Origin of the sequence: Novosphingobium rhizosphaerae (assembly GCF_050920675.1) — a bacterium.
Classification (GTDB): Bacteria; Pseudomonadota; Alphaproteobacteria; order Sphingomonadales; family Sphingomonadaceae; genus Novosphingobium; species Novosphingobium rhizosphaerae.
Map to the genome: position 1 here is coordinate 892,754 of NZ_CP137861.1, position 18,055 is coordinate 910,808.

Genomic DNA, 18,055 nt, shown 5'->3' on the forward strand with positions numbered 1-18,055 from the left:
TCGGCCAAACCCGAGATGCCGCCCCTTTCGGCGCCGCGGCACTTGTGCCATGGCGCGCGCCATATCCCGCAAGAGAGATCCGATGTCAGACCTGCTCAAGATCACCCTGCCCGATGGCTCGCTGCGCGAAGTAGCGCCGGGCACCACGCCGGCCGATATTGCCGCCGCGATTGGCCCGGGCCTCGCCAAGGCCGCGATCGGCGCGCGCGTGAATGGCGAGCTGTTCGACATCACCCGCCCGTTCGAGGGTGACGCGCAACTGGCGCTCGTCACCGCGCGCGATGAAGCCGACGCCCTCGAACTGGTGCGGCACGACTATGCCCACGTCCTGGCCGAGGCGGTGCAGGCGCTGTTCCCCGGCACGCAGATCACCTTCGGCCCCGCCACCGACGACGGCTTCTATTACGATTTCGCCCCCGTCCGCCCGTTCACCGAGGAGGACCTGCCGGCGATCGAGGCGGAGATGCGCAAGATCATCGCCGCCGACAAGCCGCTGCGCCGCGAAGTGTGGAGCCGGGCCGACCTGATCGCCCGCTGGAGCGAGCAGGGCGAGACGTTCAAGGCGCAATGGGCCGCCGAACTGCCCGAGAGCGAGGAACTGACGGTCTATTGGTCGGGTAACGACTGGCTCGACATGTGCCGCGGGCCGCACCTCGCCTCCACCGGCAAGCTCGATCCCAATGCCTTCAAGCTCACGCGCGTGTCGGGCGCCTATTGGCGCGGCGACCAGAAGAACGCGATGCTCAGCCGCATCTATGGCACCGGCTGGCTCAACAAGAAGCAGCTGGATGCGCACCTCCACCGCCTGGAGGAAGCGGCCAAGCGCGACCATCGCAAGCTGGGCGCGGAGATGGACCTGTTCCATCTTCAGCAGGAAGCGCATGGTTCGGTGTTCTGGCACCCCAAGGGCTATCGCATCTGGCGCGAGCTGGAAGCCTATATGCGCCGCGCGATCGACGGCGCCGGCTATCGCGAGGTCAAGACCCCGCAGGTGATGGACGCGCGCCAGTGGGAGCAATCGGGCCACTGGGGCAAGTATCGCGAAAACATGTTCGTGATCCCCGATGAAGTGCCCAACACCGAGGATGACGGCCCGGTGATCAGCGGCGAGGCCGACTGGATGGCCCTCAAGCCGATGAATTGCCCGGCGCACGTGCTGATCTTCCGCCAGGGCCTGAAATCCTATCGCGAACTGCCGCTGCGCCTCTATGAAAACGGCTGCTGCCACCGCAACGAGCCGCATGGCGCGCTGCACGGGCTGATGCGCGTGCGCCAGTTCACCCAGGACGACGCGCATATCTTCTGCCGCGAAGACCAGATCGTGGACGAAGTGCGCGCGTTCTGCGAACTGGCCGACCGCATCTACAAGGACTTCGGCTTTACCTATTCGATCAAGCTGGCGCTGCGCCCGGAAAAGCGCTTTGGCACCGAAGCGATGTGGGACCAGGCCGAGGCGGAACTGCGCGATGCCGTCGCCACGGCCGGCCTTGCCACGCCCGAATATGGCTGGGAAGAACTGCCCGGCGAAGGCGCGTTCTATGCGCCCAAGCTGGAATGGCACCTGACCGATGCCATCGGCCGCACCTGGCAGGTGGGCACGATCCAGTCCGACCGCGTGCTGCCCGAACGCCTGGACGCCGGCTATATCGCCGAGGATGGCGAACGCCATCGCCCGGTCATGCTGCACCGCGCGATCTTCGGTTCCTATGAACGCTTCATCGGCATCCTGATCGAGCATTTCGCCGGCAAGCTGCCGACCTGGCTGGCGCCCACGCAAGCCGTGGTGGCGACCATCGTGTCGGACGCCGATGGCTTTGCCGTCCAGGCGACCGAGGCGCTGCGCGCCGCCGGCATCCGCGTGGAAAGCGACCTGCGCAACGAGAAGATCAACTACAAGGTGCGCGAACACTCACTGCAAAAGGTGCCGTACCTGCTGGTGGTGGGCAAGCGCGAGGCCGAGGAAGGCACCGTGGCGATCCGCCGCCTGGGCGAGCAGGCGCAAGCCGTGCTGCCGCTGGCCGAGGCGATTGCGCTGATCAAGGCCGATGCGCTGGCGCCGGATCTGCGGGGGTAAGGGAACCACCTCCCCATTGCATGGGGAGGATCTTTTCCCTCGATCCTCCCTGCAGAAGGCGGGGAGGGGGACCACCGCGAGGCGGTGGTGGAGGGGCCCAAGGATACAAAAAAGGCCAGGGTCGCATGTCCGACCCTGGCCTTTTTCATGCCATCAGGCGAAAGGGTGGATTACTCCGCCGCTTGCTTGGCCGCCTTGGCTTCGTTGTAGCGTTCGATCGCTTCCACCGTGATGCGGCGGGCGTCGTCGGCGCCGCCCCAGGTGCCCACGCGCACCCACTTCTCCTTTTCCAGGTCCTTGTAGTGGGTGAAGAAGTGCTCGATCTGCTTGAGCACGATTTCGGGCAGGTGATCCTTTTCCAGCACTTCGGTGTAATACGGGAAGGTGGAATCGACCGGCACGCAGACCAGCTTTTCATCGCCGCCCTGTTCATCTTCCAGGTTCAGCACCGCGATCGGGCGGGCGCGGACAACGCAGCCGGGGATGAACGGCGAGCGGGCAATGACCAGCGCGTCGAGCGGGTCGCCATCGGGCGACAGGGTGTGGGGCACGAAGCCATAGTTGGCCGGATAGCGCATCGGCGTGTGCAGGATGCGGTCCACGAACAGGGCGCCGGATTCCTTGTCGAACTCGTACTTCACCGGTTCGCCGCCGACCGGCACTTCGATCACGACATTGAGGCTTTCGGGCGGATTGTCCCCGGTGGGGATAAGGTCGATGCGCATCGGTTCTTTCTTGCCTTGGTTCAGGCCCGTCGGGCCAGTTGTTGTTCGCCGTCCACCGGCTCTAGCGCCGTGGCTTTTGCGTCGCAACAATACTTGTGACGCATTCCCCTATCGTTGGTTAACCGGCGCCCAGCGCGTTGATGGTGAAGGCGATCACGCCGATGTTGAAAACAAAGGCGGCAAAGGAATGCAGCGTCACGATCCGGCGCACGCGCCCGCTGTTGATCGCGGTGTCCGAAGTCTGGAACGTCATGCCCAAGGTGAATGAAAAATAGGCGAAATCGAAATAGTCGGGGGTCTTGGTATCGGGAAAGTCCAAGCCGCCGCGATCCTTTCCGCTGTCTTCGTCGCGGGTATAGTAAAGATGGGCATAGTGCAGGCCATAGACCGTGTTGGCAAAAAGCCAGGTCAGCAGCAGCGTGCCGATCAGCCGCACCTTGGCCAGCGAATCGCCATGGGCGGCGCGCGGCAGTTCGCCGGCGATCGCCGCCATGACCACCAGGGTCAGCACCGTGGTGATGCACAGCACCGCCGCGCGGTTGGCATCGTTGTCCACCGAGCTTTGCCGCATGGTATCGGCATCGGCACAGCGCAGCAGCGGAATCAACGAGCCCAGGAAGGCGAGTGCGGCAAAGTCAAAGCCCATGGCCAGCGAATCGGCCAGTTCGGCACCCTTCTGGCTGAGCGGGTGCCACACCCACCAGCCAGCGGTGCCGCCCATGAACAGCAACAGGAACATAAGAAAGCGGGGCGGGGCCAGGCGGCCCGGGTGCCACCCGGCCCGCGCCATCACTTGCCAGCCCTGCTCGTGCCGGTCTTGCTCTTGCCGGCCTTGGGGCTGAGCAGCTTGTCGAGACCGGTCGGCGCCGTGCCGGGCGCGGCGCGCACCAGCCAGGGCCAGCGCAGGCCATCGGCATAGGTGATCGGCAGCGTGACATAGCGATCGTCGCGCTTGACCAGCAGTTCGATCGGCCGGCCCGCGCCGGGGTTGCCGGTCTTGGCATTGGTGATCGCGGCCTTGAGCTTGTCGGCGTCATAGGCGTCGCCGTTGACGGCCACCACCTGCATCCCCGAAACCAGGCCGGCCTTGAACGCCGGGCCATCCCAGCGCGAGGCCGTGACCTTGCCGTCCTTGTCCAGCGTCACGCCGAGCGAGTTGAACAGGCCCAGCACCTTGGCATCGGCCATGCGCGCCTTGTCATAGGGGTTGGGCTCTTCGCGGAATTCCAGCTTGTAGCCGCCGCGTTCGACCCCACCCAACGGCACCGGCTGGCCCGGCGTCTGCAGCCGGGTCGTGAGGAAGCTGGCCCAGTCATAGGGATAGATGCCGTTCAGCGTCTTGACCACGTCCTCGAATTCATAAGTCAGCACGCCCCAATCGCCATCGCGCACGCCGAAGAATGCCTTGGCGAAATCGTCCAGGCCGCGTTTGCCGGCCGTGCCGTCGCGGATGATCTGGTCAGCTTCCAGCCATACCAGCGCGCCTTCGGTGTAATAGTCCTCGCCCCGGGTGAGCGAGGCATAGGGCTTGGGCTTGCGCGCGGCGAAGACCGGATCGAGCGTGGTGTCTTCGACCGAGCGCCACTCGCGCCCGGCCATCTGGCTGAAGGTGCCGGCATAGTTGGCCAGGCTGCCCAGCACCATGTCCTTGCTCTGCACGCCCGAGCGCGCGGCCAGGACCAGGCCCCAGAACTGGGTTTGCCCTTCATAGACCCACAGCAGGTTGTCCTGCATCGGCTGGCGATAGTCGGGCGTCCACAGCTTGGCCGAACGGCGATACTTGCCGTCCCAGCTGTGGCTGAATTCGTGGGCGATCACGTTGCGGTCCCAGTCATAGCCGGCCCAGTCGGTCAGGCTCTTGGGCTCCTGCTGGTTTTCGCTGGAGCGGTGATGCTCCAGGCCGATGCCGCCCATCCGGTCGGTCAGCGCGAGCAGGAAATCGTAGTGATCGAAGTGGCGCGCGCCGAATGCGGCCACGGCCTCGTCGGCCAGGTTGCGATAGGCCTGCAGGTTTTCCGGCTTGATCGCCAGCAGTTCGGGCTTGTCGGCCACCAGATCGAGAGTGACGTCATGGCCCAGATCGTGCCGCGCGGCATAGATCCCGGCAAAGATCGGCGAATCGACCAGGGTTTCATAGTCCGTCTCTGCCCAGGTCACGGTGTTGCCACTGCCGCTTTGCGTCTTGCCGTCGAGCGCGGTGAACACGGTCCACCCCTGCGGGAATGTCACCGTGGGGCGCACCTTGATCTGGCGTACGTAATAGCCGGCGGGATAGAGGCTCATCTTCTCCCACTGCAGGTTGAGCATTTCGCGCGTGACGGTGATGCGCCCTTCGCTCTCGCGCAGCGGCGAGGTGTGGACGAAGCGGGCCACCACCTCGCTGGTGCCGGCCGGCAGGGTGATGTGGAAGGCGTTCACTTCCACCGGATCGCGCGTCCATGCCAGCTTTTGGCCCTTGGCCTCGAAGGTGATCTGGGCAAGCTCGGCCACCGGGCCGCGCGGGCCGTGTTCGCCGGGCAGCCAGCGCGGCAATTGCAGGATCAGTTCCTTGGCGCCCTGCGCCACGGGCACGGTTTCCACCACGCGAAAGGCACCGGTGGCAAGATCGGTTGCGTCGATCTGCAAGCCGATCGTGCCAACGTAGGGCACATCCTGTGCATCGGGCACCGACGGCGTGATCGGCACGGCCATCGGGCGGCTGTTGCTGGGGGGCTGGACCTGGGCCAGCGCCGGCTGAACCAGCATCAGGGTGGACAACGAAAGGGCGGAAAGGAGGCCAATGCCTTGGGGGGTCTTGCGCATGGCCCCTTTCATGGCGTGATAAAGTCTCATTCGCAACGGCCAGATGGGCTCAAAGCGCGACCATTTGCCGCAGAAGCTTCCCCCACCGCGCGAAAGCCGCTATCCGCGCGCGCCATGAGCAAGCAAGCGATCCCCACTCCGCAGGCCATCCGTGGCACCCAGGACATCTTCGGCGCCGAGGCGGAAGCCTTCGGCCATGTCGTCGAAACGTTCGAGCGCGTGCGCAAGCTCTACCGCTTTCGCCGGGTGGAAATGCCGGTGTTCGAAAAGACCACGGTGTTCTCGCGCTCGCTGGGCGAAACCACCGACGTGGTGTCGAAGGAAATGTATTCGTTCGAGGATCGCGGCGGGGAATCGCTGACCCTGCGGCCCGAATTCACCGCAGGCCTGGCCCGCGCCTATCTCACCAACGGCTGGCAGCAGCACGCCCCGCTCAAGATCGCGACGCACGGCGCCCTGTTCCGCTATGAACGCCCGCAAAAGGGCCGCTATCGCCAGTTCCACCAGATCGACGCCGAAGTGATCGGCGCCGCCGAACCGCAGGCCGACGTGGAATTGCTGGTCATGGCCGACCAGTTGCTGCGCGAACTGGGCATTGCCGATGGCGTGACGCTCAACCTCAATACCTTGGGCGATGCGGCCAGCCGCGAGGCCTGGCGCGCCGCGCTGATCGAATACTTCCGCGCCCACAAGGACCAGCTTTCCGAAGAATCGCAGGACCGGCTGGAGCGCAACCCGCTGCGCATCCTCGATTCCAAGGACCCGCGCGACAAGCCGTTCACGGCCGATGCGCCGATGATCGACCAGTTCCTGAGCGCCGAGGCGCAGGACTTCTTTGGCAAGGTGACGGCGGGCCTCGATGCGGCCGGCGTGGCCTGGGTGCGCGCGCCGGCGCTGGTGCGGGGCCTGGATTACTATCGCCACACCGCGTTCGAATTCATCACCGACCGGCTGGGCGCGCAGGGCACCGTGCTGGGCGGCGGGCGCTATGACGGGCTGCTCGAAGCCTTGGGTGGCCCGGCTACCCCGGCGGTGGGCTGGGCTGCGGGGATCGAGCGGCTGGCCATGCTGGTGGCCGATAGCCGCACGATTGCCGAGCCGGCCGCCGACGTGGCGATCGTGCCGATGGGCACAGCGGCAGAGGCCGCGTGCCTGGGCCTGGCCGCCACGCTGCGCCGGGGCGGGTTGACCGTGGACATGGGCTATCGCGGCAACATGAAGAAGCGGATGAGCCGCGCCAACGAAAGCGGCGCGCGCTTTGCCCTGATCGTGGGCGACGAGGAACTGGCGGCGGGCGAAGCGACGGTCAAGAACCTGGTCACTGGCACGCAGGAGCGCATGGCCCTCCACGCGATTCCGGCACACATCGCCGCCTGATGGCCGTTTCCGACGCACGTCTGGGGCAGATCGCGGCGCGTTTTGCCGAACTGGAAGCGCGCCTGGCTTCGGGCACGCTGGAAGGCGAAGGCTTCGTTGCCGCCAGCCGCGACTATGCCGAGCTGGAACCGGTCGCGCGGGCCGCGCGGGCGGTGCAGGTCATGCGCGCCGAACTGGCCAGCCTGGCCGCGCTGGAAGAACCCGACGCCGAGATGCGTGCGCTCGCCGAAGAGGAAATGCACAGCCTGCGCAGCCTGCTGCCCGAGGCCGAGCGGACGCTGGCCATTGCCATGCTGCCGCGCGATTCGGCCGACGTGCGCCCGGCCATGCTGGAAATCCGCGCCGGGACCGGCGGCGACGAAGCGGCGCTGTTCGCGGCAGACCTGTTCCGCATGTACGAACGCTTTGCCGCCGAGCAGGGCTGGAAGGTTGAAGTGATCAGCGCCAATGCCAGCGAACTGGGCGGCTTCAAGGAAGTGATCGCCCATGTCGCGGGCCAGGGCGTGTTCGCGCGGCTGAAGTTCGAAAGCGGGGTGCACCGCGTGCAGCGCGTGCCCGTGACCGAAAGCGGCGGGCGCATACACACCAGCGCCGCCACCGTCGCCGTCCTGCCCGAAGCCGATGAAGTGGACGTGGCGATCGAGGACAAGGACATCAAGATCGACATCTACCGCGCCAGCGGCGCAGGCGGCCAGCACGTCAACACCACCGATTCGGCGGTGCGCATCACCCACTTGCCCACCGGCCTGGTGGTGACGCAGCAGGACGAACGCAGCCAGCACAAGAACAAGGCCAAGGCGATGCAGGTGCTGCGCACCCGGCTCTATGACTTGCGCCGCGAACAGGCCCAGGGCGCCGAAGCCGAAGCCCGCCGCGCGCTGGTCGGCTCGGGCGACCGTTCGGAACGCATCCGCACCTACAATTTCCCGCAAGGCCGCGTGACCGACCACCGCATCAACCTGACCCTTCACCGCCTGCCCGAAGTGCTCGCCGGCCCGGGCCTGGGCGAACTGATCGACGCGCTTACCGCCGAAGACCAGGCCAAGCGCCTGGCCGCGATGGATGACTGATCCAACCGTCCGCCAGGCGCTGTTCCAGGCCGCGCAGACCCTTGCACCCAGCAGCGACACCGCGCGGCTCGATGCCGAGGTGTTGATGGCCCATGCCCTGGGTTGCACCCGCACCGACGTGCTGCTGCGCCACATGGATGCCCCCGAGCCGGCCGGTTTTGCCGCGCTGGTGGCGCGGCGGACATGCCACGAGCCGGTGGCCTATATCGTGGGCACCCAGGAATTCTATGGGCTGGAACTGGCGGTTAATCCGGCGGTGCTGATCCCGCGCGGGGATAGCGAGACCTTGATCGAGGTGGCGCAGCGCGCACTGGAAGGCCGCCCGCCGGCGCGCATTCTCGATCTCGGCACCGGCTCTGGCGCGCTGTTGCTGGCGGCGCTGTCGATCTGGCCGCAGGCGGTGGGCACGGGGATCGAGCGATCGGATGCGGCGCGGGTGGTGGCCGCGGGCAATGCGCTTCGCCTCGGGCTGGACGCGCGCGCGCGCATGCAGCCGGGCGACTGGACCCGCCCTGGCTGGGCCGCTGCGCTGGGCCGGTTCGACCTGATCCTGGCCAACCCGCCCTATGTGGAAGACGAGGCCGCGCTCGAGCCCGGCGTGCGCGATTTCGAACCGGCCAGCGCCCTGTTTGCCGGGACCGACGGCATGGCCGATTATGCCGTGCTGGTGCCGCAACTGCCTGAACTCCTGGCGCCAGGCGGCGTGGCGGTGGTGGAGATCGGCTGGCAACAAGGCGCGGCCGTGGTCGCCCTGGCGCAGGCCCATGGCCTGGCGGCGCGGGTGCATCCCGATCTCGCCGGGCGTGACAGGGCTGTGGAAATGACGTTTTGCCACAATATTTCGCTTGGCAAGCCCGCAAGCGATCACTAATTGTGCCAGCAGGCAGGGCGACGGATGAAGGCTTCCCGTCCCGGCCAGCTCCACCATTTGCACCCGCATCGGCCCTCTTGCAGGGGCTTCCGGCTGGCAGATGCTGGGAATCTGCGCACCCGTGCGTTGCGGGCGCGTGGCGGAGGGTTGCGCGGCGACAGGATCAGCACAAGATACCGACAGCCGCCCCAAACAAGGACGTGCCTGAGTTGAACAACAATCGTGGGAACAACCGCCGGCGCGGCCGCGGTAACAATCGTCCGCAAGGTGGCGGCCAGCAGCTCAATCGAATCGACAGCCGCGCGCGGGGCAATGCGCCCCAGCTGCTCGAAAAGTATCGCAAGATGGCGCAGGATGCCCACCTCAACGGGGATCGTGTCCAGGCCGAATACTATCTGCAGTTTGCCGATCACTATTTCCGCGTGATTGCCGATACCCGGCTGCGCCAGGAAGAAGCGCGCCAGCGCCATAGCGGCAATGGCGAACGCTGGACCGAGGGCGAGCCCGAGGATGACGGCATGGATTTCTCGATCGAAGGCGATTTTCCCGCTTTCGATCGGCCGTATGTCCGCCGCGAGGACCGCGAAGCCCGCAACACCGAGCGCCAGGATCGCCCCGAGCGGACCGAGCGGACCGAACGCCCGGAACGTGCCGAGCGTCCCGAACGGGCAGAGCGGGCAGAGCGCAGCGAACGGCCCGAACGCGCGGAACGCCCGGAGCGTGCCGAGCGCCAGGATCGCGAAGGCAATGGCCGCCGCCGCTTTGAAGACCGCCGCGCGCAGCAGGCCCCGGCCGAAGGCGCAGCGCCGATCGACCAGCCGGTGCCGCTTGAAGGCGTGCGCGCCGACGAGGGCGAGCCGGTGATCGACGTGACCGACAACCCCTTCATCCGCGAAAGTCGCAGCCCGCGTGGGCCCCGTGCCCGCACCGAACGCCGCCCGCGCCGCGCCGCGCCGGCCGAAGGGCTCGATCCGTCCAGCCTGCCGCCCGCGATCGGCGTGCGCAGCGAACCTGCTGCGGAAGCGGCCCCGCAACCCATCGTGGCCGAAACGCGCGCGCCCGAAGCCCCGGTGGCCGAGCCGGCCGGCGAAGCGGCCCCCGCGCCCAAGCGCCGTGGCCGCCCGCGCAAGAACCCGCTGCCCGAAAGCGCCGAAGGCTGATCCTTTCGGCATGGCCGTACGATAAAAAGGCGCCCGCAGCCCGGGCGCCTTTTTTCGTGGTCGCAACGCTCTGCCGCGGCCGCGCTTGCCCTGGCCGCCGGGCCACCGCATAGAACGGCACGATGAACGCCTGGCTCCGCTCCCGTTTCGCCGCGCTGCTTGCGCTGGGTGATGATCCCCTGTCCCGCCGTGGCGAAGCGATCATGCTGGTGGTGGCGGGCGCGCTGGGGGCACTGGGCTTTGCCCCGCTGGGATGGTGGCCGCTCACCTTGCTGGCGCTGGCCGTGCTGGCCGCGCGGATGCAGCGGGCGCGCACGCCGTTCCATGCGCTGTTGGTGGGCTGGCTGTGGGGCTGGGGCCATTTTTCCACCGGAAACGGCTGGATCGCCACGGCTTTCACCTATCAGGCGCAGATGCCGGCCTGGCTGGGCTGGATCGCGGTGCTGCTGCTGGCGGTCTATCTCGCGCTGTTTCCGGCCGCTGCCACGCTGCTGGCGTGGTGGCTGGGGCGGCGCTGGCGCCTGGCGCCGGTGCCCACGCTGGCGGCCTTGTGGATCGTGACCGAATGGGCACGCGGCTGGGTCTGCACCGGTTTCCCATGGAATCCGCTGGCGGCCACGGCGCTGGGCGGGTTCGATCGGCCTGGCCTGGCGCGGGTGCTGCCTTGGCTGGGCACGTATGCCTTGTCGGGGGTGGTGGTGCTGCTGGCGGGGCAATGGCTGTTTGCCCTGCGCGCCGGGGTGCAGCGGCGCTGGGCCCTGGCCGGCGCGCACTTCGCCCTGCCGGTGGCGCTGTTCCTGTTGCCGCTGGGCGGGCAGCAGGGGCCGGGCACCGTGCCGTTCACGCTGGTCCAGCCGGATATCGGCCAGGATGAGATCAACGATCCCACCCGTTATGAAGCGCAGTTCCAGCGCGCGGCCGCGCTCAGCCTGCCGCGCGTCTATGGCCAGCGGCGCCTGGTGCTGTGGCCCGAAAGCGGCGTGCCCGATTACCTCCAGACCGGCTATCCGGCGGCCTGGTATGCCGCCACCACCTTTGCCGGCGATCCACTGCTCGCCCGCGCGCGGATGGGCCGCGTGGTCGGGCCGGGCGCGCTGTTGCTGACCGGCGCGGTAGACCTGGCGTTCAAGCCCAATCCCGCACCTGCCGCGATGCCGGTGGGCGCCTGGAACGTGGTGACCGCGATCGACAGCCAGGGCGCGATCCGCGGGCATTATGCCAAGGCGCACCTGGTGCCTTATGGCGAATATCTGCCGATGCGCGGCCTGCTCACACCGCTCGGCCTCTCACGCCTGGTGGCAGGCGATTTCGACTATTGGTCAGGGCCTGGGCCGCGCACGCTCGATCTTTCGGGCCAGGGCCTGCCGCGCGTGGGTGTGCAGATCTGCTATGAAATCGTCTTTTCCGGCCAGGTGATCGACCGCGCGAACCGCCCCGCCGTGCTGTTCAATCCGTCGAACGATGGCTGGTTCGGCGCCTGGGGCCCGCCGCAGCACCTGGCCCAGGCACGGTTGCGCGCGATCGAGGAAGGCTTGCCGGTGCTGCGTTCCACCACCAACGGCATTTCGGCGGTGATCGATGCGCGCGGCGGCGTGCGTGCCTTCATCCCGCGCCACGTGGCCAGCCGCATCGATGGGCTGGTGCCACCCGCGTTGGCCCCTACCCCGTTTGCGCGAATGGGCAATACATTGCCGCTTTTGTGGGCCGCAGGTCTTCTTTTGGCGGGGCTGGTTGCCTCGCGGCGCCGCCCGCGCTAGGAGGCGGCACATAAAGATTGCTTTATATCGGACCCTTTGCCCATGCGCAGCGATTACCTGTTCACTTCCGAAAGCGTCTCCGAAGGCCATCCCGACAAGGTCGCGGACCAGATCAGCGACGCCATCGTCGACCTGTTCCTGAGCAAGGACCCCGAGGCGCGCATCGCCTGCGAAACGCTGACCACCACCAACCTGGTGGTGCTGGCCGGCGAAATCCGCGGCCGCGGCATCATGGACACCAGCGGCGAATGGGCGCCCGGCGTGCGCGAGGAAGTGGAAGCGGTGGTGCGCGCCACGGTCAAGCGCATCGGGTATGAGCAGGAAGGATTCCACTGGCAGACCTTCCGCTTTGAAAACAACCTGCACGCGCAATCGGCGCATATCGCGCAAGGCGTGGACGCGGGCGAAAACAAGGACGAAGGCGCCGGCGACCAGGGCATCATGTTCGGCTTTGCCTGCGACGAGACGCCCGACCTGATGCCGGCCACGCTGGATTACAGCCACAAGATCCTGCAGCGCCTGGCCGACGATCGCCATTCCGGCGCCGCCCCGTTCCTGGAACCCGATGCCAAGAGCCAGGTAACCCTGCGTTTCCAGGATGGCCGCCCCGCGGCCGCCACGGCCATCGTCGTGTCCACCCAGCACAAGCCGGGCTATGACGAAGGCGCCAAGGATGCCGAGCTGAAGGCCTGGGTGAAGCAGGCCGTGGCCGCGGTGATCCCGGCCGAGCTGCTGTCGGACCAGACGGTCTATCACATCAATCCCACCGGCAGCTTCGAGATTGGCGGCCCGGATGGCGACGCGGGCCTCACCGGCCGCAAGATCATCGTCGATACCTATGGCGGCGCCTCGCCCCACGGTGGCGGCGCGTTTTCGGGCAAGGATCCGACGAAGGTCGACCGTTCGGCTGCCTATGTGACGCGCTATATCGCCAAGAACATCGTGGCGGCGGGCCTGGCCAAGCGCTGCACCATCCAGGTGGCCTATGCCATCGGCGTGTCGCAGCCGCTCTCGCTCTATGTCGATACCCACGGCACCGGCGCGGTGGACGATGCCACGCTCGAACGCGCGGTGGAACTGGTGGCCAAGCAGCGCCTGGGCGGGTTGACCCCGCGCGGCATCCGCGTGGGCCTGTCGCTCAACAAGCCGATCTATGGCGTCACGGCGGCCTATGGCCACTTTGGCCGCAAGCCCGATGGCGACCTGTTCCCCTGGGAGCGCACCGACCTGGTGGATGACCTGAAGGCCGCGCTCGCCTGAGGTCTCCCGCCCCAGCTTTGAAAAGCAGATGGCCCCGGACGCGTTCCGGGGCCATTTTCTTATCCCCGCCGCGCGCGGAAGAAGTCGCGCAGCAGCGTGGCGCTTTCCGCCTCGCCCAGGCCGGGATAGATTTCGGGGCGATGCAGGCAGGTGGGCTGGTCGAACAGCCGCGGCCCGTGTTCCACCGCGCCGCCCTTGGGATCGGGCGCGGCGTAATAGACGCGGGCCAGCCGGGCATGGGCAATCGCGCCGGCGCACATCGGGCAGGGTTCGAGCGTGACCCACAGATCGCATCCGTCCAGCCGTTCCTGGCCCAGCGCGGCCGCTGCCGCGCGAATCGCCAGCATTTCGGCATGGGCGGTGGGATCGTGCAATTCGCGTGGGCGATTGTGCGCGGCGGCGATCACCTCGCCCCCCTTGACGATCACCGCGCCGATCGGCACTTCGCCGTGCACGGCGGCCGCATGGGCCTGTTCCAGCGCCAGTTTCATGGGTTCGGGCAGGGGCCAACGGGTCATCGTGCAACCGCCTAACACACATTCTGGGCCGAACAAGGCATGAAGGTGCCACGAATCCTTGACTTCGCCGACGGATTCGATAATGGCCCCAGCTTCCAGATAGATCACCAGAACACGAAGCGAGTTTTTAGCCATGTCGCGCATTTGCGAACTGACCGGTAAGGGCCGCCAGATCGGTCACAACGTGAGCCACGCCAACAACAAGACCAAGCGCGTGTTCCTCCCCAATCTCCAGAACGTCACGCTGATGTCGGAAAAGCTGGATCGCAGCTTCAAGTTCCGCGTGTCGACCCACGGCCTGCGCTCGGTTGAGCACAACGGCGGCCTCGACAACTGGCTGCTCAAGCAGGACAGCGACAAGCTCAGCGCCCGCGCCCTCAAGGTGAAGCGCGAGCTGGTCAAGGCTGTCGCTGCCGCCGCCTGATCGGCTGCGCATCGATGCACAAAAGGGGCCGGGGTTCTTCCCCGGCCTTTTTTGTTGCGTTGGCGGCACCGGCCCGCCCCTATGAGAGCTTCAGCTTGAGCAGCAGGGTGCGTTGCAGCCACACCATCTGGTTGCTGTCGGAAATCAGCCAGATCGCGGTGCTGCCATCGGCCTCGGGCGTGGCCACCATGCCTTCGTAATTGTCGCGAATGCGGGGATCGTCGATCCACGCGATCGGCTGCGCTTCCACCTGCGCGCCGGGGCGAATCGCGCGGGGATCGGCCACCAGCGTCACCACCGTGCGAAAGCCGCCCAAGGTGAACTTGCGGCCCAGCACCAAGAGCCGCCCGTCGGGCGCCTGGGCCAGTTCCACCGGGCGATAGCCTTCGGGCATGACCAGCTCGAATCGCGCGGGCGCCTGGTTCGGGCGGGGCAGGCCGGGCCAGATCAGCCCGGTATGGCGCCGGCGCGACCACCAGTGGGCATAGACTTCGCCGATCGCCACGGTGCGGCCGTCGGCAAGCTGGCGCAGCGATTCGGGGCCCTGGTTGTTGGGCCATTCCATCAACACCGGCGCGGCAATCTTGCGATCGTGGGTGAAATCGGCACTGAACAGGTGGAAGCGCGGGGTGCCTTCATAGCCGATCAGCACGTCGCCGCTGCGCGGATCGACCGAAACCGATTCGCTGTCGGTATCGATTTCCTGGCCGCGCCAGGCCTGGCGGATCGTGTCGCGCTGCCAGGTGTGCCAGGGCCCCGGTCGATCCGGGCGGCTGAACACCATCACCGCGTTGCGGTCGCTCACCGCCAGCAGGTCACCCGAAGAGCGCACCGCAAGGGCAGAGAAGTTGCCGAAATCGGGATTGGCGCTGGTCAATTGCCAGGCACCCGTCAGGGTGAGCGCACCATAGCGCGGGTTGCGGCCGGCCGCGCGCAGGCCCGGCAGCAAATCGTGATAGATTACCGGACGATAGGGGCTGGGCGGCGGCAGGTGTTGGCGCACATAGATCGCCGGCACCAGGGCCAGGATCAACAGGAAAAGGGCGATACGGCGCATCGCCAGCGGCCTTGGCACGGATGGCCAAGGGGGGGAAGCCCTATCAGGCCCGCCCTATCAGGCGGGTAGGAACACCATGCCCTTGCCGTTCATGCAATAGCGCTTGCCGGTGGGCGGCGGGCCATCGTCGAACACGTGGCCCAGGTGCCCGCCGCAACGGCGGCAATAGACTTCGGTGCGCTCCATGCCGAGCGTTGTGTCGGAACGCAGGCCCACCGCGCCGGGCAGGGGCTTCCAGAAGCTGGGCCAGCCGGTGCCGCTTTCAAACTTGGTGGCAGAGGCGAACAGCGGTTGCTTGTCGGCCGCGCAGGCAAAAGTGCCCTTGCGATGCTCGTTCAGCAGGCTTGAGGAAAACGGCCGCTCGGTGCCCGCTTCGCGCAGGATGTAGAACTGTTCCGGGGTGAGCAGGCGGCGCCATTCCGCCTCGCTGTGCTGCACCGGAAACACGTCCTTGGGGCCGGACGGCGCAGGCCGGGCGCGGCAGGCGCCGGCCATCGGCATCACAAGTCCGGCGCCCAGCCAGCCCAACAGGCGGCGGCGCGATGGACGGGAGGCGGGAGGGGCAAGGCCTTCAGTCATCACCATAGGCGCCTATATCGGGCTGGCGGGCAACCGGTGCAAGATGGTCTCGCGGGCAGTGCGGGGGGCAATGCCTGCCCGCGAGACAAGACGAGTTATGCGCACGCCGGCTGAACCCAGGCTGAGCGAGGCTGTCAGCCTTTGGCAAGGAGACCCTTGCGCGCCTTGCGCCCCTTGGCGGGCCCGGACTTCATCACCGTGCGGCGGAACAGTTGCGCGCCCATGCGCACGATCAGCACCACGCACAGCGCCTGCCAGCCCAATGCCACCAGATGCGGCCAGATCGCCGGCTCGCGCGCGGCGCGGGCCAGCATGGCAAAGGGGGAAGACAGCGGAAAGGCCAGCGCGGCCCAATCCACCCAGGTGCCCGGCCGCGCCAGGGCATAGCTGGCAAAGAAGAACACCATCAATTGCAGCATGGTGACCGGCATAGACAGCGTCTGCACTTCGCGCACGGTGGTGGCCATCCCGCCGATCGACAGGAACAGCGAGCCGAGCAGCAGATAGGCCATGGCAAAATAGAGGAAGCCGAGCACGAAGAACAACGGCCAACCCACCGCCGGAGCAGCCAGCGTCGGCAGCGATTTCATGCCCAGCGCCAAAAGCGTGCCCCAGGCCGAACCCCACACGGCCATGCCCACCAGGCTCACGCCGAGCATGGCAAACAGCTTGCCCAGGAACAAGGCGTCCATGGGGATCGAGGCGGCCAGGACCTCGATGATCTTGTTGGCCTTTTCCTCCACCAGGTTGGACAGGACCATGCCCGCCAGCAGCATGGTGAGCAGGAACAGCAGCACTTGCCCGGCCTGGGCGGTCGTCACCTGCCCGCTTTGCACCTTGGCCACGCTGGTGGCCACTTCGTCCACCGCCACTGGCGGCAGCGACGCGGGCGCCAGGCTTTGCGCACGGGCGGCAAACAGCGCGATCATGCCCTGCCACATGCGCGCGCGTTCGGGCGTGGCGGTGAGGACCGGGTGCGCCAGGCTGCCCGAAACCACGGCCGCCAGTTGCCCATCAACCTTGCCGCCAGGGCCGCGATGGCCGGCGAGCGCCGCGCGGGCGTCATAAGTGCGGCCGCCCCATGGCGCGTCGAGCACCACGAAATCGGGCACGTCGCCCGGCATGGCATCGGCCAGAGCGCGATGCGCCTCGATCATCCGCGCCGCTTCATCCGCTGGCAGGGCGATGCCCACTTGCGGGTGATCGAGGTCTTTCTGCACCTGGGCGCCGATGGCCCCGGCCATGCCGCCCACGATGATCGGGAACAGCGGCCCCAGCAGGAAGAACACGAAGCTCTTGGACCAGATCACCGCCACGAAATCGCGGCGGGCGATCACCCAGGCGGCGCGCAGCTTTTCAGGGATCATCGCACGGCCTCCGGCATCTGCGCATTTTCTTCCAGGGCGCGGGCGGCCGCCTCCCCGGCAATGGCGACAAAGGCATCGTGCAGCCCGGGCCGCTCGATCGAGAGCGAGCGAATGCCCGCCTCCCCTTCGATCAGGGCGCGCAGCAGGGGTTCCACCCCGCTTTCGGGCAGGGTGAAATGCCAGAATGCGCCTTCGCTGCGCGCGTCAGCAGGGAGGGCGGCGCGCCAGGCGCCGTCGCGTGCGCGGGTTTCCAGCCGCACTTGCGGGCGCAGCCGGTCGCGTGCGTCGTCCACCAGCCCGGCGAACGGTACCTTGCCCCCGGCGATGATCGCCACCTGGTCGCACAGGCGCTCGGCATGGGCGATGACGTGGGTGGAAAAGATCACCGTGGTGCCGCGTTCGGCGAGGCCCCGAATCATCTTTTCCAGCTTGCCCTGGTTGAGCGCGTCCAGCCCTGAGAACGGCTCGTCGAACACCACCAGTTCGGGCTGGTGCACCAGCGTGCCCAACAATTGCACCTGCTGCGCCATGCCCTTGGACAATTGGCGGATCTGCCGGTCGGCGGCATAGCCCAGGCCATGTTCCTCCAGCAGCTCGCGCGCCCGCGCCCGCCCGGTCTTGAGCGGCACCCCGCGCAGCGCGGCGAGGAAGGCGATGGCCTCGGTCGCTTTCATCGCGGGATAGAGCCCGCGCTCTTCGGGCAGGTAGCCGATGCGGCGGGCCACTTGCGTCGGGCGTTCGCAGCCGAGCACGCGGCGCACGCCCGAATCGGGATCGATGATGCCCAGCAGCATGCGCAGCGTGGTGGTCTTGCCCGCGCCATTGGGGCCGAGAATGCCATAGATCGCGCCGCGCGGCACGCGGATGTCCACGCCATCGACGGCGGTGAACCCGTCGAACCGCTTGACCAGGCCCTGCGCCTCGATCGCCCAATCGCCTGCTTGCTCAAAACCCATTGCCGCGCCATGCCCCTTTCGAACGGTCGCCCTGATAGCACACAAGAGACGGAAGACT

16 protein-coding genes are annotated in these 18,055 nt (G+C 67.3%); 8 read left to right on the forward strand and 8 right to left on the reverse strand.

Annotation, left to right across the window (positions count from 1 at the left end; translation table 11 throughout):
• The first annotated feature begins 82 nt into the window (after positions 1 to 82).
• A complete protein-coding gene (gene thrS, locus R9J51_RS04100; protein ID WP_179505934.1) occupies positions 83 to 2,074 on the forward strand; it encodes a threonine--tRNA ligase in 1,992 nt (663 codons plus the stop codon).
• Positions 2,075 to 2,244: 170 nt separating this feature from the next.
• Here the strand turns inward: thrS and ppa are convergent, their stop codons facing one another.
• From ppa to R9J51_RS04115, 3 genes are all read right to left on the reverse strand, one after another.
• Positions 2,245 to 2,799 (reverse strand): inorganic diphosphatase, encoded by a 555-nt coding sequence (gene ppa, locus R9J51_RS04105; protein WP_168555832.1) that lies wholly within the window; start codon positions 2,797 to 2,799, stop codon positions 2,245 to 2,247.
• 118 nt (positions 2,800 to 2,917) lie between these two features.
• The gene (locus R9J51_RS04110) at positions 2,918 to 3,589 is read right to left on the reverse strand and encodes a DUF1345 domain-containing protein (protein WP_179505935.1); all 672 of its coding nucleotides are present in this window, start codon (positions 3,587 to 3,589) and stop codon (positions 2,918 to 2,920) included.
• Positions 3,589 to 5,601, reverse strand: coding sequence for a M61 family metallopeptidase (locus tag R9J51_RS04115; protein WP_169475636.1), 2,013 nt, complete (start codon positions 5,599 to 5,601; stop codon positions 3,589 to 3,591). Before R9J51_RS04115 ends, R9J51_RS04110 begins: the two co-directional genes overlap by 1 nt.
• A gap of 114 nt (positions 5,602 to 5,715) precedes the next feature.
• On the opposite strand from R9J51_RS04115, the gene hisS reads away from it, so the two are divergent.
• The 6 genes from hisS (at position 5,716) to metK (ending at position 13,096) form a co-directional block, all read left to right on the forward strand.
• The gene (gene hisS / locus R9J51_RS04120; protein WP_179505936.1) at positions 5,716 to 6,978 is read left to right on the forward strand and encodes a histidine--tRNA ligase; all 1,263 of its coding nucleotides are present in this window, start codon (positions 5,716 to 5,718) and stop codon (positions 6,976 to 6,978) included.
• Positions 6,978 to 8,048 (forward strand): peptide chain release factor 1, encoded by a 1,071-nt coding sequence (prfA, locus tag R9J51_RS04125; protein WP_168555836.1) that lies wholly within the window; start codon positions 6,978 to 6,980, stop codon positions 8,046 to 8,048. Before hisS ends, prfA begins: the two co-directional genes overlap by 1 nt.
• On the forward strand, positions 8,041 to 8,919 hold the full coding sequence (gene prmC / locus R9J51_RS04130; protein ID WP_179505937.1) for a peptide chain release factor N(5)-glutamine methyltransferase: 879 nt from the start codon (positions 8,041 to 8,043) through the stop codon (positions 8,917 to 8,919). The genes prfA and prmC overlap by 8 nt, the downstream gene beginning before the upstream one ends.
• 200 nt (positions 8,920 to 9,119) lie before the next feature.
• A complete protein-coding gene (locus tag R9J51_RS04135; protein WP_432787834.1) occupies positions 9,120 to 10,079 on the forward strand; it encodes a DUF4167 domain-containing protein in 960 nt (319 codons plus the stop codon).
• 122 nt (positions 10,080 to 10,201) lie between these two features.
• Complete coding sequence (lnt, locus tag R9J51_RS04140; protein WP_432787835.1) at positions 10,202 to 11,836, forward strand: apolipoprotein N-acyltransferase; 1,635 nt, start codon at positions 10,202 to 10,204, stop codon at positions 11,834 to 11,836.
• Positions 11,837 to 11,878: 42 nt separating this feature from the next.
• A complete protein-coding gene (gene metK / locus R9J51_RS04145; protein ID WP_169475632.1) occupies positions 11,879 to 13,096 on the forward strand; it encodes a methionine adenosyltransferase in 1,218 nt (405 codons plus the stop codon).
• A gap of 59 nt (positions 13,097 to 13,155) precedes the next feature.
• Here metK and R9J51_RS04150 read toward each other — a convergent pair whose 3' ends face one another.
• Positions 13,156 to 13,614, reverse strand: coding sequence for a nucleoside deaminase (locus R9J51_RS04150; protein WP_179505939.1), 459 nt, complete (start codon positions 13,612 to 13,614; stop codon positions 13,156 to 13,158).
• 133 nt (positions 13,615 to 13,747) lie between these two features.
• On the opposite strand from R9J51_RS04150, the gene rpmB reads away from it, so the two are divergent.
• Entirely contained in the window at positions 13,748 to 14,038 is a 291-nt protein-coding gene (gene rpmB, locus R9J51_RS04155; protein WP_168555840.1) for a 50S ribosomal protein L28, read from the forward strand.
• A gap of 79 nt (positions 14,039 to 14,117) precedes the next feature.
• On the opposite strand, the gene R9J51_RS04160 is transcribed toward rpmB, so the two are convergent.
• The 4 genes from R9J51_RS04160 to R9J51_RS04175 all read right to left on the reverse strand — a co-directional run bounded on the left by R9J51_RS04160 (position 14,118) and on the right by R9J51_RS04175 (position 17,997).
• Complete coding sequence (locus R9J51_RS04160; RefSeq protein WP_179505940.1) at positions 14,118 to 15,095, reverse strand: esterase-like activity of phytase family protein; 978 nt, start codon at positions 15,093 to 15,095, stop codon at positions 14,118 to 14,120.
• 57 nt (positions 15,096 to 15,152) lie between these two features.
• Positions 15,153 to 15,674, reverse strand: a complete 522-nt coding sequence (msrB, locus tag R9J51_RS04165; protein WP_168555842.1) for a peptide-methionine (R)-S-oxide reductase MsrB — start codon at positions 15,672 to 15,674, stop codon at positions 15,153 to 15,155.
• 134 nt (positions 15,675 to 15,808) lie between these two features.
• Positions 15,809 to 17,041, reverse strand: a complete 1,233-nt coding sequence (locus R9J51_RS04170) for an ABC transporter permease (RefSeq protein WP_169475630.1) — start codon at positions 17,039 to 17,041, stop codon at positions 15,809 to 15,811.
• Entirely contained in the window at positions 17,038 to 17,997 is a 960-nt protein-coding gene (locus R9J51_RS04175; RefSeq protein ID WP_179505941.1) for an ATP-binding cassette domain-containing protein, read from the reverse strand. Before R9J51_RS04175 ends, R9J51_RS04170 begins: the two co-directional genes overlap by 4 nt.
• Between the last annotated feature and the right edge of the window lie 58 nt (positions 17,998 to 18,055).

Coding starts and splice junctions, on each gene's coding strand:
- thrS (WP_179505934.1), top strand. CDS start 83: ATGTCAGACCTGCTCAAGATCACCCTGCCCGATGGCTCGCTGCGCGAA.
- ppa (WP_168555832.1), bottom strand. CDS start 2,799: ATGCGCATCGACCTTATCCCCACCGGGGACAATCCGCCCGAAAGCCTC.
- R9J51_RS04110 (WP_179505935.1), bottom strand. CDS start 3,589: ATGGCGCGGGCCGGGTGGCACCCGGGCCGCCTGGCCCCGCCCCGCTTT.
- R9J51_RS04115 (WP_169475636.1), bottom strand. CDS start 5,601: ATGCGCAAGACCCCCCAAGGCATTGGCCTCCTTTCCGCCCTTTCGTTG.
- hisS (WP_179505936.1), top strand. CDS start 5,716: ATGAGCAAGCAAGCGATCCCCACTCCGCAGGCCATCCGTGGCACCCAG.
- prfA (WP_168555836.1), top strand. CDS start 6,978: ATGGCCGTTTCCGACGCACGTCTGGGGCAGATCGCGGCGCGTTTTGCC.
- prmC (WP_179505937.1), top strand. CDS start 8,041: ATGACTGATCCAACCGTCCGCCAGGCGCTGTTCCAGGCCGCGCAGACC.
- lnt (WP_432787835.1), top strand. CDS start 10,202: ATGAACGCCTGGCTCCGCTCCCGTTTCGCCGCGCTGCTTGCGCTGGGT.
- metK (WP_169475632.1), top strand. CDS start 11,879: ATGCGCAGCGATTACCTGTTCACTTCCGAAAGCGTCTCCGAAGGCCAT.
- R9J51_RS04150 (WP_179505939.1), bottom strand. CDS start 13,614: ATGACCCGTTGGCCCCTGCCCGAACCCATGAAACTGGCGCTGGAACAG.
- rpmB (WP_168555840.1), top strand. CDS start 13,748: ATGTCGCGCATTTGCGAACTGACCGGTAAGGGCCGCCAGATCGGTCAC.
- R9J51_RS04160 (WP_179505940.1), bottom strand. CDS start 15,095: ATGCGCCGTATCGCCCTTTTCCTGTTGATCCTGGCCCTGGTGCCGGCG.
- msrB (WP_168555842.1), bottom strand. CDS start 15,674: ATGACTGAAGGCCTTGCCCCTCCCGCCTCCCGTCCATCGCGCCGCCGC.
- R9J51_RS04170 (WP_169475630.1), bottom strand. CDS start 17,041: ATGATCCCTGAAAAGCTGCGCGCCGCCTGGGTGATCGCCCGCCGCGAT.
- R9J51_RS04175 (WP_179505941.1), bottom strand. CDS start 17,997: ATGGGTTTTGAGCAAGCAGGCGATTGGGCGATCGAGGCGCAGGGCCTG.